Genomic DNA, 14,762 nt, shown 5'->3' with positions numbered 1-14,762 from the left:
GTGTCCCCCATTCGCGGTAACGTGGCGCCGATGAACGCGACGCCCGACGTGCAGCTTCCTGCCGTATCCGTGATCATGCCGGTGCTCAACGAGGAACGGCATCTGCGTGCTGCCGTGACCGCGATCCTTGAGCAGGACTACGACGGGGAGATGGAGGTCGTCGTAGCGCTCGGCCCCTCCACCGACCGTACGGACGAGATCGCCGCCGAACTGGTCGCCGAGACGGCCGGCCACCGCGCGAGGGTCCAGACGGTCCCGAACCCCACCGGGCGCACGCCGGCGGCCCTGAACGCCGCCATCAAAGCATCGAGTCACCCGATCGTGGTGCGCGTCGACGGCCACGGCATCCTGTCGCCCGGCTACATCGCGACGGCCGTCCGCCTCCTTGAGGAGACCGGCGCGCAGAACGTCGGCGGCATCATGCACGCCGAGGGCGAGAACGACTGGGAACACGCGGTCGCCGCCGCCATGACCTCGAAGATCGGCGTGGGCAACGCCGCCTTCCACACCGGCGGCGAGGCCCAGAAGGCCGAAACCGTCTATCTGGGTGTTTTCCGGCGTGAGGCCCTTGAGCAGCAGGGCGGCTACAACGAAGAGTTCATCCGCGCCCAGGACTGGGAGCTGAACTTCCGGATCCGGGAGGCCGGCGGGCTCATCTGGTTCTCGCCCGAGCTGAAGGTGCAGTACCGCCCGCGGCCTTCCGTGCGCGCCCTGGCCAAGCAGTACAAGGACTACGGCCGCTGGCGGCACGTGGTCGCCCGCTACCACGAAGGCTCCATCAACCTGCGCTACCTCGCGCCGCCGACCGCCGTGTGCGCGATCGCGGCGGGCGTCGTCGCCGGTGCGGTGCTCACGCCGTGGGGCTTCGTGATCCCGGGCGGGTATGTCGCGGCGATCGTGGCGGGCTCGCTGCCCGCGGGCAAGGGTCTTCCGCTGAAGGCGCGCCTGCAGATCCCGGTGGCGCTGGCGACGATGCACATGTCGTGGGGCTGGGGCTTCCTCACCAGCCCGCGCTCGCTCGCCAAGAAGGTCATCGCGTCCCGGCGTCCGGCCGTCCTCACCGAAGCGTGAGAACAGCCGGACGGGTCATCGAGGCCGGGCTCACTTCCAGGTGAAGTCCGGGTCGACGTGCATGCACGCCTTCTTGTCCGAGCCGTTGAGCGCGTCGGCCGAATCCGGCGTCTTGTCGTCGTTCTTCCCGGCCGACTTGGGGTAGGTGTTCCCCTCCCGCCAGTCGGCGCCCACGACGAGTACGACACCGGAGACGTCCGTCGACTTCTCCACCGAACTCAGCGGCAGGCCAAGGGACTTGGCGACCCGCTGGGCGTCGCCCTCCAGCTCGGCGCTGGGATACCTGATGACGGTCTTCTCCTCCGCGAGAACCGTCGTCGTGTCGGCCGTCGCCTTGGTGAAGCCCTTGCCGGTGAGCAGCTGCGTCACCGTCGACGCGCGTCCGCTCGCCGGCGGCTCGGTGTCGCTGCGGGTGCCGTTCTGCACCTGTACGGCGATCTGGTCGTCCGGCGCCGCCGGATCGTCCGAGAGCTTCTCCTTCGCGGGCTTTTTCTTCTTGCCCTTGCCGTCCAGTGAGACGTCGTCGCGCACGAGCCGGAAGAGCTGCTCGGCGTCGCCCGGCTTGGGGACGACACGCGCACCGACGTACTCGAACGGCATCGTCGTCATCGTGGTCCGCTCCGGCGAGACCTTCTTGAGCTCGTTGCTGAGGTCGTAGAGCCTCTTGACGCTGCCAAGGTCCTCGTCGACCCTGAGCGCGCTCGTGGCCGTCTCGGCGAGCTTGCGCAGCTTGTTGGGGCTGCTCAGATTGGCGTTCTCGCGCAGCTCGCGCACGAGCGCATTCATGTACATGTGCTGGGCCTTGGCGCGGCTGATGTCGGTGCCGCCGTCGAAGCCGTAGCGGGTGCGCAGCCACTGCAGGGCCTGCTCGCCCTTGATGTACGTGGTGCCTTTTTCGAGCTTCAGACCGGAGCCGTGGCCCTCGTTGTCGCGCGAGTAGATGTTGGCGTCCACGCAGACCGGTACGCCGCCGATGGCGTCGGCCATGGAGACGACGCCCGAGAAGTCGACCTCCATGAAGTGGTCGATGTGGATGTTGGTGAGCTTCTCCCAGGTGGCGACCGTGCAGCCGGGGCCGCCGCGGCCGAGCGTCTGGTTCGTCATCGTCCGCTGCGTCGACGCCTCGTACACCTTGCCGTCGTCCGGATCGGTGCACTTGGGGATGTCGATGAGGGTGTCGCGCGGCATGCTGATGACCGACATGTTGGTGCGGTCGGCCGAGAGATGCAGCAGCATCTGTACGTCGGCCAGCGGGGTGCCCCCGAAGGTCTCCTTGGCGCCGCCGAGCTTCTGGTTCTCCTTGGAGTCCCGCGCGTCCGAGCCGATCAGGAGGATGTTCAGCGGGGTCTGGCCCGCCGCGTTCGGCGTGGGCTCGGGAGCCCGGTCGTCGCCGAGGTTCAGGTCGTCGGTCTCCAGGTTGTTGTTCAGGTGCTGGTAATAGAGATATCCGGCGCCGGCCGTGCCAAGTATCAGTACCGAGAGGACCGTTGCCGACCAGCGCAGTATCCGCCCTCTGCGGCGCGGCGGTTCGCCTCCACTCCCACCGCCGCCCCCACGGCGGTGTTTGTGCCGGCCTGCGTCGTCCGGGGGCTCATCGCCCTCGTGCTGGCTGTCGTCCCAGCCGTGATCACTGGCGTGCGGGGCGCGTTGTCGCGCCCCCTCCCCACGCACGCTGCTTCTCCCCATCGCCTGCCCCTCCCCACCTAGCCCCCCAAGTACGGCCGTCCCGCGTCGTGTTAGACGCAGAACGGCCGCTTCAGGTCACTTGGCACACACAGTTTTGTCGGCTTCGACCTTCTGGATGCCCTCCGGCGCCTTCGACGGTGCACTGATGGGAACCCCGGCGCCCTTGAAGTCGCCGCCGAGCGTCAGCTTGATCGCCGGGAGTCCCTGCGCGTTCTTCTCGCTCTTGCCGGGCTTCATCGCGGAGCCGGGCAGGCCCATGATGTCGGCGAGCCGCCTGGCCTGGTCGGCCTGGTCGGGCGCGTACTCGAGCGTCGTCTTCTTCATGTCGGACGGCGCGTTGCCGAGCTGGCTGGATTTGAGCACGCCCTCACTGTTCTGCAGCCACTCGAGAGTTGTCTGAGCGGCGCCGGCCTTGCCACTGCCGTTGTAGACGTTGACCCGCACCTCGGAGGGGTCCGCCTTGCTGCCCTTGAGGCGGGCGGCGATCGCGGCCTTCTCCTTCTTCTCCTTCTTCTTCACCTCGGTCAGCGACTCGTCCGCGCGCATCATGGCGAACAGCGGGTCGGCCTTGGCCTCGTTCACGACGACCGTGGCCTTGGTGATCTTCTCCGCCGGGTTGTCGACCACGGGCACGGTCGCGAAGCTCAGATTCTTCATGTCGAGCTTGCCCAACTCCATGCCCAGGTCACGGAGTTTCATTATGTCCGCGATCTTGGAGTCGACCGAGAGTGCATCGGTGCCCGCCTCGGCGAGACTTATCATCTTCTTCGGGTTGGTGAGCGTGTCGTTCGACTTGAGCTTGCGCATCAGCGAGCTGAGGAACTGCTGCTGAAGCTCGATCCGGCTCAAGTCGCCGCCCGTGCCCACCGAGTGGCGCGTACGGACGAAGGCGAGCGCGTCCTCACCCTCGATGGTGTGCTTGCCCTTGGACAGCTTCAGATGCGAGTCCGGGTCGTCGATATCCTTCGCGAGACAGACGTCCACGCCGCCGACCGCGCTGGACAGCGTCTTGACCGCGTTGAAGTCGGCCACCATGAAGTGGTCGGGCACTATCCCGGTGATCTTCGTGACCGTACGCATCGTGCAGCTGGGCGTGCGCTCGCTCTGCCCCAGGCTCTCGTTGAAGCGGACGTCCTGACTGCCCGGGATGGTCTTCTTGCTGCCGTCCTCCATCGTGGTCGGGCAGTCCGGAATGTCGGTGATCATGTCGCGCGGGATGCTCAACGCGGTCGCGTTGGTGCGGTCCTTGGAGACGTGCAGCAGGATCGTCGTGTCGGCGTGACCGACGCTCTCCTTGTCACCGTATTTGGTGTTGCCCTTGCCGGTGCGCTTGTCCGTGCCCATCACCAGGATGTTGATGGCCCGGTCCTTGCTGAAGCCGCCGGTTCCCGCGCCGTCGTCGGGGATCGAGGTGATGTTGTCGTTCAGGTGCTGGTACCAGAGGTACGCGCCCGCGCAGCCCGAGACGAGGACGAAGGCGAGCACGCCGCCGGTCCACGTCAGGACCTTCTTGCCCTTGGACTTCTTCGGCTTCTGCTTGCGCCTGCCGCCCGCGGCCTCAGGCTGCGGAGCCCGCCGTCTGCGCTGGCCCGGCACCCCGTGCTGCTCGTCACGGCGCTCGTCGCGTCGGCCATCGCGGCCGCGCGCTCCCGGACGGGGCGCCGACCGTGAAGGTCTGCGCGGTCCGGGCACCGCCGACTGCCCTGCGGAAGGGCTCAGTCGCAGTTCGTAATCGCCGGTGTTCGGGTTGAGCACCCACTGGTCTGCGGGGTCGATGTTCTCCGCCCGCCCACGGCCTTGCGCGTCCACGGTTGTTTGCGTCCTCCGTCGGGGCCACGCGGCGCCTTTCCCCCCTCAAGAAGGCGCTCGGTCAGTCGTCCAGCGGTGCGCGGCCACAAGGGCCCGGCGCACCGGATCGCTCACACTATCCGCCCAGTTCAGCGCTGAACGACGCCGGTGACAAATTCCACTCCCCTACAACTGGGCAATCCGCCCCATTTCTTGATGCGGGGGGTCTTCCCTTTGGGGATGGCTTTACTTACAGGCCGTTCCGGCAGCCGTGTTGCCCCGGAATGTGGGTGCGGGACCCGGCGTATGCGAAGGGTCGTCCGGCTTCTCGTCGCTTGAGTCTTCCGACGAGTCCTCCGAGGAGTCTTCCGACGAGTCCTCGGCGTCCTCGCGCACCGCCTGGGCCGGTTTCTTGCGCGACACCTGAAGGGGCGCGTCGGTGCGAAGGCGCGTGAAGAGTTCGTCGGCCGCGGGCTCGACGAGTTCGTCGCGATTGGCGTCGTAGACATACGAGCGCCGGGGCACCGTGAGGAACTGCACCCGTTCTGTGGGGATGTTGCGCATGCCGCGCACCAGTTCGTACAAACCACGCAAACTCGCAAGTCCCGGGTCCGTCGTCACCGCGGAGGTCGCCGCGTCGAGAACCGGATACAACTTGGCGGGGTTGAGCAGGACGTCATTGCTCCGCACTTTGTTGACGAGCGCCGCGAGGAACTGCTGCTGACGGTCCATCCGGTCGGTGTCGCTGCCGTTGCCGACGCTTTTGCGGGCCCGCACATAGCCCAGCGCCTGCTCGCCGTTGAGGGTCTGCCGGCCCGCGGCCAGCTTCACCTTGGCGTCCTTGTCCTTGATCGGGCCCTTGAGGCAGACCTCCACGCCGTCGACCGCCTCGACCATGTCCTTGAATCCGACGAAATCAATCACCATGTGGTGGTCGATCCGGATCCGGGTCAGTTTCTCGATCGTACGGATCGTGCAGGCCGTCCCGCCGATCTCGTAAGCCCAGTTGAACTGCTGGAACTGGGCCTGCGTCCGCGACCCGTCGGGGCGGCGGCACCTGGGGATGTCCACCATCACGTCGCGCGGGATCGACACCGCGGTCGCGCTCTGCCGGTCGGCCGCCAGGTGCAGCAGGATCGTGGTGTCCGAGCGCTGGGTGCCCCGATCGCGGCCGTACTTCTTGTTGCCGCGGCCCGCCCGGGTGTCGGAGCCGATGAGCAGGATGTTCTGCGCGTCGTGCACCAGCGGGGTCGGGCGCTCCTTCTCGTAGCGCGCGAGCTCGGCGGCGGCGTCGGTGTCCTTGGTGATGTTGCCGTCGAGCTTGTTGTAGACCGCCCAGCCGGCGCCGGCCGTGCCGAGCACGACCGTGGCGGCGCCGATCGCCGTCCAGCGCAGCCACCGCCGCCTGCGCCGTCTGCGCCGGGCGACGCCCGCACCCGTGGGGCTCGAGCCCGCTCCGGGTGCGTACGTGGCCTTCGGCTCAGGCGGGGCGCCGTCCGGGGCCGGGCGATCCGGTCCGGAGGGCATGCCTGCGGTGTCGGTCACGTGTGCGTCCACCCCTCATAGCGACGTCGGTGCATGCTGCGCTCTTACGACCATGGACCGGCGCGGCGCCCGTGGCCTGCGGGCCAGGGGCAGGGGTGGGCCGAACGGGCGACGGGTGACCCGACGGTGTCGGTCACCCGCTCGCCAGGGTGTCGGTCACCCGCTCGTCCTCGGTCCGCTTGGCGAGGCCGCCGTCGGCGAGCTGGTCCAGGTGGCGGCAGAGCACCACGGAGCCGCCGGCCGCGAGCGGGGCGTACAGACCGGAGCTCAGGCCCTCCCAAGTGTCGTACGACAGACCGGAGAGCAGCCGGGAGCCCGGCGCGAGCCCCCGCGCGGCGGCGTCGGCGCGGGCCCGCTCCACCAGCTCGGCACCCGTCAGCTCCCCGGCGCCCGAGACGGCGAGGGCGGGCTCGTCCGGATCCACGGGCGCGTACGGTGCGAAGCGGTCGCCCTGGCTCGGCACCTCGACCGCGTAGTCGGCGAAGCCCGCGGGCGGCTGCGGGAAGCGCCCGCCGAGCGGCCGCAGCGCGAGGGCCACGCGCTCCCCGGAGCAGGCGCGCGCCGCCTCCAGAGAGTCGGGCCCGCTCACGACGAGGTCCGCCTCGGCCGGATCCCCGCCGACATCCGCGACGACTCCCACGGACGAACAGGCGAGCAGCCAGACGGCCGTCTGCCAGTGCGCGGGAAGCAGCAGCGCGAGCCGGTCGCCGGGCTCGGCGGCGAGATCGCCCTGGAGCAGATTGGCGGTCTTGGCCACCCAATTGGCGAAGGTGGCCACGGACAGTTCGACGCGCTCGCCCGTGGCGTCGTCGTAGAAGGTGATCAGCGGGCGGCCCGGGTCCGCGGCGAGCGCGGATCGCAGCAGGTCGGCAGGGGTGCGGTCGGTGGCGTTCACGCGCGCAAGGGTACGCGGGTGGCCGCGCGCCGCCCGGGGCGGCGGGGGAGTGCGGGCCACCGGTTCGGCCGAGTCGAGCCGACGGTCCGTCAGTTCCCCGATGGACAGAAGTATCCGGATATGCCAACTATCAGACGTATGCGTGGATTTCTTGCTTCCTCGATCGGTGTCACGTGCGCGGCCGCCCTGGCCCTTCCCCTCACCCTGCCGTCGTCCGGCGCCCGCGCGGCGACCCCGAACGCGGTATCGGTCCCGGCCGCGGAATCGGCCTCGGGCGCGGTCCCCGGCAGCACCCAGTCCCTCCGGCTCACCCCACTCGACTCCGAACGGGCGCTGCGCGCGGGGCCATCCCGCGAGCAGGGCCTGCTCCGGCGCACGGTCCGTCCCTTCTCCCTCGTCGGCGTCGTCTGGGACGACCCGGACGCCGAACTGCACGGCAGCGTCCAGGTCCGCAGCCGCGCGTCCGGCACCGGCACCTGGTCCGCCTGGCAGGATCTGGAGACCCACAACCACGAGCACGCCGCCGACCCCGACACCGCCGAACGCATCTCGGGCAAGGTCCGCGGCTCCACGGCACCGCTGTGGGTCGGCGACTCGGACGGCGTCGAGATCCGCGTACGGGCGGAGGGTTCCGAACAGCCGGGTTCCGAGGAGTCGCAGCACCGGGCTGCGGCCGCCCCGCCCTCGGAGTCCCCGCTCCCCAAGGGCCTGCGCCTCGAACTCGTCGCCCCCGGCGCCGAACCGCCCCCGCAGGGCTCCCCGGCCGGGGTCCCCCGCGGCACGCCCCTGACCGCCGAGACCGCCGCCGCGTCCGCGGTCAACGCCGACCTCGTCCCGCTCGGCGCCGACGTCATCCCGGCGCTCGGCAAGAAGGAGACGGAGTCCGATCTGATCGCCGCGCACGGCGGCGCGGAGGAAGCGGAAGGTAAGGCCAGGCCCCATATCGGGCCACGGCCGCGCATCATCACGCGCAAGGGCTGGGGCGCGAACGAGAAGCTCCGTGAGAAGGACTTCGCGTACACGAAATCCGTGAAGGCGGCCTTCGTGCACCACAGCGCGTCGGGCAACAACTACCGCTGCTCACAGGCCGGATCCGTCCTGCGCAGTATCTACCGCTACCACGTCAAGAGCAGCGGCTGGCGTGACTTCGGCTACAACTTCGCCGTCGACAAGTGCGGAAACATCTACGAAGGACGTGCCGGAGGTGTGGCAAAGCCGGTCCTCGGGGCCCACACTCTCGGTTTCAACACCAACAGCATGGGCATCGCCGTGCTCGGCTCCTTCGGCAGGTCCACACCGGCGAAGGCCGCCGTGAAGGCCGTCGCCCGGCTGACCGCTTGGAAGCTCGGCCTGTACGGCGCGAACCCGCGCGGAACGACATACCTGAAGTCCGGCGGTGGAAATCTGTACAGGAAAGGCAGGAACGTCCGGCTCCATGTGATCTCCGGGCACCGTGACGGCTTCGCCACGGAATGCCCCGGAAGTCGCCTGTACAAGAAGCTGGGCACCGCCCGGTCCACCTCGGCCCGCTACCAAGGCCGCTGAGGCCGGCGCCCAGCGCGCGTCCGATACCACAGAGCACACCGCACGACCTGCACAGCGCACTGCACGATCTGCAAAGCCATCTGCATACACTGGCCGGCCGCGACTCAAGTTCGGCCGGCCCCAGCAGGAAGCAGAGACGACAGGTGACAGAAGCGATCCTCCTGGTCGGCGGCAAGGGCACCCGGCTGCGTCCGCTCACGGTGCACACTCCCAAACCGATGGTTCCGGCGGCGGGCGTCCCGTTCCTCACCCACCAGCTGGCGCGGGCCCGCGCGGCGGGCGTGGAGCACATCGTCCTGGCGACCTCCTACCTCGCCGAGGTCTTCGAGCCGTACTTCGGCGACGGCTCGGCCCTCGGCCTCCACATCGAGTACGTCACGGAGACCGAACCCCTCGGCACGGGCGGTGCCATCCGCAATGTGGCGTCCCGCCTCCACTCCGGACCGGACGAACCGGTCCTGATCTTCAACGGCGACATCCTCACGGGCCTGGACATCCGTGCCCTCGTGGCGACCCACGAGGATTCGGGCGCGGACGTCTCCCTCCACCTCACGAAGGTCGACGACCCCCGCGCGTACGGCCTGGTCCCCACGGACCCGACGGGCCGCGTGACGGCCTTCCTGGAGAAGCCCCAAACCCCCGAGGAGATCGTCACCGACCAGATCAACGCGGGCGCGTACGTGTTCCGCCGCTCGGTCATCGACACGATCCCCGAGGGCCGCCCGGTCTCGGTCGAACGCGAGACGTTCCCCGACCTGCTGGCCTCCGGCGCCCACCTCCAGGGCATGGTCGACTCCACATACTGGCTGGACCTGGGCACCCCCCAGGCCTTCGTACGCGGCTCGGCGGACCTGGTCCTCGGCCGCGCCCCCTCCCCGGCGGTCCCCGGCCGCTGCGGCGACCGCCTGATCCTGCCGTCGGCCACGGTGGCCCCCGACGCGAAGCTCGCCGGCGGCACCGTCGTCGGCGAGAACGCGGTGATCGGCGCGGGCGCCCGCGTGGACGGCAGCACGGTCCTGTCCGGCGCGATCATCGAACCGAACGCGGTCGTCACGGACTCCCTGATCGGCGCGGGCGCGAAGATCGGCGCCCGCGCGGTCCTGGCGGGTGCGGTGATCGGCGACGGCGCGGACGTCGGCGCCGACAACGAACTCCGGGACGGTGTACGGGTGTGGTGCGGGGCGAGCCTGCCGGCGGGGGCGGTGCGGTTCTCGTCGGATCAGTAGCTGTCTTTCAGCCCGGGCCCGGCGAGGTTTTCAGCCCGTCCGGCGTTTGAGGACGAACTCGGCGAAGCCGGTGATTTCCGGTACGCAGGGCCCCGGCGCCAGCCGGTTTTCGGGAAGGGGCGGGGTAGGGGACAAAAAAGCCCCTACCCTCGTACAGATGTCCTCCCGTTTCGCCCCCCGCCCCACCCGCACCACAGTGCGCGGCGGCGAAACGACGATCCCGTCCGGCGTCCCCCGCCAGGCAACGGCGGCCAGGACCCGCACCTGGACCCCGCCCTACCCCCTGGACCTGGGCCTGACCCTGGGCCCGCTCCGAAGAGGCCCCGCGGACCCCACGTTCCGTACGACACCGGACGGCTCGGCCTGGCGGGCGACCCGCACCCCGGTCGGCCCCGGCACCCTGAGGGTGGCCCTCCGCGCGGGCACGGCGGAGGCGGAGGCCTGGGGCCCGGGCGCCGACTGGCTCCTGGACCGACTCCCGCACCTCCTCGGCGAGTCGGACGCCCCGCAAGACTTCACCCCCCGCCACCGCCTGCTCGCAGCAACAGCGCACCGCCGCCCCGGCCTCCGCCTGACCCGCACGGGCCTGGTCATGGAATCCCTGATCCCGTCGATCCTGGAGCAGAAGGTCACGACGGACGAGGCGTACCGAGCCTGGCGCCTGCTGGTCCGCAAGTACGGCGAACCGGCCCCGGGCCCGACGCCCCCCGAACTCCGCCTGCACGTCATGCCGGACCCGAGGACCTGGACGCTGATCCCGTCCTGGGAGTGGCACAGGGCGGGCGTGGACAACAAGCGCGCGTCGACGATCCTGCGTGCGGCGCGCGTGGCGGCCCGCCTGGAGGAGGCGGCGGCGATGGAACCGCCGCAGGCCCGGGCCCGCCTGGAACTGATCCCGGGCATCGGCCCCTGGACCTCGGCGGAAACGGTCCAGCGCAGCAACGGCGCCCCCGACGCCGTGACGGTCGGCGACCTCCACCTGCCCGGCATCATCGGCTACGCCCTCGCGGGCGACCGCAGAGCGGACGACGAGGCGATGCTGACCCTCCTGGAGCCGTACGCGGGCCAACGCCACAGGGCGGCCCGCCTGATCCTCCTGAGCGGCAGGACACCACCGCGCAGGGAGCCACGCATGCGGGTGGGCAACATCGCCAAGCTCTGAAACGGGGCGAGCGGGGGCGCCCCGTAAGGGGCGCGGGGAACTGCGCGACAAGCCCCCACGAGCCCGCAGTCGAGGAACAGAGGCAAGTCACCGCACCTCGACGAAGTCCCCCACATCCCGCGAAGCCCGAGCCGCAGGCTCACCCGCAGGATGCCCCACAGCAACGGCCCCCATCGGATCCCAAGACCCCGGCAGCCCAAGAACGTCCCGTACAACATCCCGGCAGAACATCGTCGACGAAACCCAAGCCGACCCCAGCCGCTCCCCGGCCAACGCCACAAGAAAGTTCTGCACCCCGGCCCCCGCGGCGACCACGAACATCTCCCGCTCGGCAGCGTCGCGCCTCGCATCCCCATACGTATGCGAGCCGTCCATAACCAAACAAGGCACCACCAGATAGGGCGCCTTGCGCAGCACATCCCCCCGCCGCACCCGCTTCGCGATGGACTCCGAGGACTTCCCGTCCCGCTCCAGATCGGCGATCCACGCCTCCCGCATCGCGTCGAGCAGCCGCGCCCGCGACTCCTCGGACTCGAGCAGCACGAACCGCCACGGCGTCGTGTGATGCGGCGCGGGCGCGGTCACGGCGGCTGCCACGGCCCGCCGCACGGCCCCCGGATCTACCTCCTCGTCGGTGAACTCCCGCACGGTCCGCCGCTGCGTCACCGCTTCCCGCACGGCCTCGGACGTACCGAGCCGGAACATGTCGTCACGCGAGCTCCGCACCATGGCACGGGCCCCCTCACCGCTCTCGCCCACGACGTGCGGAAGGCCGCGGACCACCGCGACCGGCAGCCCGCCGGCCTTCCCCTTGGCCAGATCCCCGGCGGCGGCGAGCTCGTCCGCGGTGGCGACGACGGTCGCGCTCAGCGGATTGCCGTACGCGTCCACACCGCCCCGCAGGTCGTCGAGGACCCGCACGCCCGCCGCCCCGATGGCGACATCGGTGAGCCCGGACCGCCAGGGCCGCCCGAAGGTGTCGGTGACGACGACACCGACGTCCACGCCCAGCGCGTCCCGCACACCGTCGCGCACGGCGCGGGCCGAGGCGTCGGGGTCCTCGGGCAGCAACAGCACGGTCCCGGAAGGGGTGTTGGAGGCGTCGACACCGGCGGCGGCCATCACGAGGCCCTGCCGGTTCTCGACGATGCGCAGGGTCCCGCGCCGCGCGACCACCCGCACCGTCTCGCTGTCGATGGCCGCCTCGCGGTCCGCGGCCTCGACGATCCGCCCCTCGGCCTTGCTCACGATCTTCGAGGTGACCAGGAGTACGTCCCCGTCGGCGAGCCCCGGCTCGGCGGCGACGATGAGTTTGGCGATGTCGTCCCCCTGCCGCACTTCGGGAAGGCCGGGAAGAGCCCAGACACGGAATGAGCTCACGCGCGCACCGCCTCCGCGAGGTCGAGCGCGGCCCGCGCCATCTCGGCGGTCGCGTCGATGTCGGTCATCATCAGCGGAATGGCCCGGCAGCGGATGCCCGCCGACTCGACCCGCTCCACGGAGCCCTCGTCCACGGTGTCGACGAGCCAGCCGTCGAGCAGCCCCGAGCCGTAGTGCTCGGCGACCGCGGCGGCCGTCGTCTCCACGCCCACGGCCGTGAGCACCTTGTCGGCCATGCCCCGCACGGGCGCGTCCCCGACGATGGGGGAGAGCCCGACGACGGGCACGCCCGCCTCCGCGATGGCCTCACGGATCCCGGGAACGGCGAGGATCGTCCCGACACTCACCACGGGGTTGGACGGCGGGAAGAGCACGACGTCGGCCTCGGCGATGGCTTCGAGGACACCGGGCGCGGGCTTGGCCTGGTCCGCGCCGACCGGCACGACGGCGTGCGCGTCAACGGAGGCCCGAAGGCGTACCCAGTACTCCTGGAAGTGCACGGCCTTCTGCTCGCCGTCGACCGTGACGGCGACATGCGTCTCGACGCGGTCGTCGGACATCGGGATCAGCCGCACTCCGGGCTGCCACCGCTCGCACAGCGCTTCGGTGACGGCGCTGAGCGGGAATCCGGCGCCGAGCATCTGCGTCCGCACGATGTGCGTGGCGAAGTCCCGGTCGCCGAGCCCGAACCACTCGGGCCCGACTCCGTAGGCCGCGAGCTCTTCCTTGACCTTGAACGTCTCGTCGGTGCGGCCCCAGCCCTGTTCCTCATTGATGCCGCCGCCCAGCGTGTACATCACGGTGTCGAGGTCGGGGCAGACCTTCAGACCGAACAGGTGAATGTCGTCACCGGTGTTGCCGATGACTGTGACGTCCGCGTCAGGCGCGGCCTTCTTGAGCCCGCGAAGGAAACGGGCGCCGCCGATACCGCCGGCCAGTACCACAATGCGCATGGGGCCAAGCATGTCAGGCGGGTACGACACCGCGTCAGGCGGTCACGACATCTCCGGCCACCGGAGCAGTGGCCGTCTCGCCGCACTGCGCCGCGTGCATCGGCATGTCGGTCAGGCCGGGGTAGTAGATGTGCAGGCTGACGGCGGGTTCCAGGGAGTCGTTCACGACTTCGTGTACGTAGCCGGGCGCGAACACCCGCTGGGCGCCCGCGCCGAGCGCGCGCTGCCCGCGTTCCGTACGCTCCGTCAGCTCGCCGTCGAGAACGGTCAGTACGCCGGATGAGCGGCCGTGGTCGTGCAGCCCGCTGCCCTGTCCCGGCACCCAGGAGAGCAGCCAGACCTCGTAGCCGGGCCCGGTGCGCAGGCGGTGGTACCAGCGGCTGGTCGCGTCGTACTCGACCAGGTGGGCCCACTGCGCGCGGTCGGCCGCGATGGTGCGGGCCAGGCCCACGAACTCGGCCACGGTCGCCGGGTGTTCCCGGGCGGGCTGCAGGAGGTGGGTGACTTCGAGGATGTCGCCGGCGATCTGGAGGTCGCTGTCGCTGTTCATCGTGCGGTGGTTCCTCAACGTGAGTGCTGGGGTGTCGCGGAAGGGAAGCGGTGGAAGCGTCGAAAGCGGTGAAGCTCTGGAAACGGCTCTACGGAGTGGCGCGTTTCGAGCGGTTCAACAGCTGGAAGCGGAAGGCTCAACAGCTGGAACAGGAACAGCGACAGCGCGCGTGGGCAGCACCGAGGAGCCCGCTGCTGCGGGTCGTCGAGAGTGCCAAGTTTGCGAGCATGCCCACCAGAACAGCGGCTCACACCTTCTCTGTCAACTCGCTGTCCGCTATGTGGGATATGTTTCACCTCATCCGGTTGCTCTCCGTGGTGAAAGGTTTGTGCATCCGGCGCACGGGACACATCGCGCTTCAACCGGCGCGTAAACCCCGTCGTGATCCCGTGACCCGAATGTGATCCCCTTCGCTTCGGTGGACCGGTTGCAACGGGACCGATCTCCGCGGCGTCCTTCCCTGGTGGGAGGCGGTCGCGGGGCGCCTCGGGATGGGTCACCGGCAAGTGTCAGGGTTTATGCCGATTTGAACACTTTCCGCATAGCCTTGGTTCCGCAGAGTGAATAAGGGACCCAATAGCAGATCTCGGCTTGACTGGCCCGGATCGGCACACTTGTAATTTCACTCGTGTCGTTCAGCCGAAATCGGTAACGGCAGCACCACGGGGACGCACGTACAGACGAGGGGCGCACATGACCGAGCTGGTTCAGGAACTGCTGGTCGAGGACGCGGACGAGGAACTCGGCTGGCAGGAGCGCGCACTGTGCGCCCAGACCGATCCCGAATCCTTCTTCCCCGAGAAGGGCGGCTCCACGCGCGAGGCCAAGAAGGTCTGCCTCGCCTGTGAGGTCCGCTCCGAATGCCTCGAGTACGCACTCGCCAACGACGAGCGATTCGGCATCTGGGGCGGCCTGTCGGAGCGCGAACGCCGCCGCCTGAAGAAGGCCGCAGTCTGAACGC

At 69.8% G+C, this 14,762-nt stretch carries 12 protein-coding genes; 5 read left to right on the top strand and 7 right to left on the bottom strand.

The features are described 5' to 3' along the window. The first annotated feature begins 30 nt into the window (after nt 1-30). Nucleotides 31-1,071 carry a glycosyltransferase family 2 protein gene (locus AB0O76_RS18010; RefSeq protein WP_365491673.1) on the top strand — a complete coding sequence of 347 codons (1,041 nt, stop codon included), beginning with the start codon at nt 31-33 and terminating at the stop codon, nt 1,069-1,071. Between the two features lie 30 nt (nt 1,072-1,101). Here AB0O76_RS18010 and AB0O76_RS18005 read toward each other — a convergent pair whose 3' ends face one another. The 4 genes from AB0O76_RS18005 to AB0O76_RS17990 all read right to left on the bottom strand — a co-directional run bounded on the left by AB0O76_RS18005 (nt 1,102) and on the right by AB0O76_RS17990 (nt 6,985). Then, nucleotides 1,102-2,757 carry an LCP family protein gene (locus AB0O76_RS18005; RefSeq protein ID WP_365491670.1) on the bottom strand — a complete coding sequence of 552 codons (1,656 nt, stop codon included), beginning with the start codon at nt 2,755-2,757 and terminating at the stop codon, nt 1,102-1,104. Between the two features lie 75 nt (nt 2,758-2,832). After that, entirely contained in the window at nt 2,833-4,566 is a 1,734-nt protein-coding gene (locus tag AB0O76_RS18000; protein ID WP_365491668.1) for an LCP family protein, read from the bottom strand. A 225-nt stretch (nt 4,567-4,791) separates the two neighbouring features. Beyond that, nucleotides 4,792-6,090, bottom strand: coding sequence for an LCP family protein (locus tag AB0O76_RS17995; protein ID WP_365491665.1), 1,299 nt, complete (start codon nt 6,088-6,090; stop codon nt 4,792-4,794). Nucleotides 6,091-6,223: 133 nt separating this feature from the next. Next, nucleotides 6,224-6,985: a TIGR03089 family protein gene (locus AB0O76_RS17990; protein WP_365491662.1), complete on the bottom strand. Its 762-nt coding sequence runs from the start codon at nt 6,983-6,985 to the stop codon at nt 6,224-6,226. A gap of 138 nt (nt 6,986-7,123) precedes the next feature. Between AB0O76_RS17990 and AB0O76_RS17985 the strand changes: the two genes are divergently transcribed. The 3 genes from AB0O76_RS17985 to AB0O76_RS17975 all read left to right on the top strand — a co-directional run bounded on the left by AB0O76_RS17985 (nt 7,124) and on the right by AB0O76_RS17975 (nt 10,918). Continuing rightward, a complete protein-coding gene (locus AB0O76_RS17985) occupies nt 7,124-8,530 on the top strand; it encodes a peptidoglycan recognition protein (RefSeq protein WP_365491660.1) in 1,407 nt (468 codons plus the stop codon). Nucleotides 8,531-8,673: 143 nt separating this feature from the next. Then, a complete protein-coding gene (locus AB0O76_RS17980) occupies nt 8,674-9,756 on the top strand; it encodes an NDP-sugar synthase (RefSeq protein WP_365491657.1) in 1,083 nt (360 codons plus the stop codon). Nucleotides 9,757-9,913: 157 nt separating this feature from the next. Beyond that, nucleotides 9,914-10,918, top strand: a complete 1,005-nt coding sequence (locus AB0O76_RS17975) for a DNA-3-methyladenine glycosylase 2 family protein (protein WP_365491654.1) — start codon at nt 9,914-9,916, stop codon at nt 10,916-10,918. 87 nt (nt 10,919-11,005) lie between these two features. Here AB0O76_RS17975 and AB0O76_RS17970 read toward each other — a convergent pair whose 3' ends face one another. The 3 genes from AB0O76_RS17970 to AB0O76_RS17960 are packed head-to-tail and all read right to left on the bottom strand — an operon-like array spanning nt 11,006 to nt 13,801. Next, a complete protein-coding gene (locus AB0O76_RS17970; protein WP_365491651.1) occupies nt 11,006-12,298 on the bottom strand; it encodes a coenzyme F420-0:L-glutamate ligase in 1,293 nt (430 codons plus the stop codon). Then, nucleotides 12,295-13,251, bottom strand: a complete 957-nt coding sequence (cofD, locus tag AB0O76_RS17965; RefSeq protein WP_365491648.1) for a 2-phospho-L-lactate transferase — start codon at nt 13,249-13,251, stop codon at nt 12,295-12,297. Before cofD ends, AB0O76_RS17970 begins: the two co-directional genes overlap by 4 nt. 34 nt (nt 13,252-13,285) lie before the next feature. Next, nucleotides 13,286-13,801 (bottom strand): cysteine dioxygenase family protein, encoded by a 516-nt coding sequence (locus AB0O76_RS17960; protein WP_365491646.1) that lies wholly within the window; start codon nt 13,799-13,801, stop codon nt 13,286-13,288. A 693-nt stretch (nt 13,802-14,494) separates the two neighbouring features. Here AB0O76_RS17960 and AB0O76_RS17955 point away from each other — a divergent pair. Continuing rightward, nucleotides 14,495-14,758 carry a WhiB family transcriptional regulator gene (locus tag AB0O76_RS17955; protein WP_016642094.1) on the top strand — a complete coding sequence of 88 codons (264 nt, stop codon included), beginning with the start codon at nt 14,495-14,497 and terminating at the stop codon, nt 14,756-14,758. Nucleotides 14,759-14,762: the final 4 nt, after the last annotated feature.

This window comes from Streptomyces sp. NPDC086554 (assembly GCF_040686095.1).
Lineage (GTDB): Bacteria > Actinomycetota > Actinomycetes > Streptomycetales > Streptomycetaceae > Streptomyces.
Note: the sequence above shows the minus strand (reverse complement) of the source record. Positions and strands in the feature narration are given on the sequence as shown.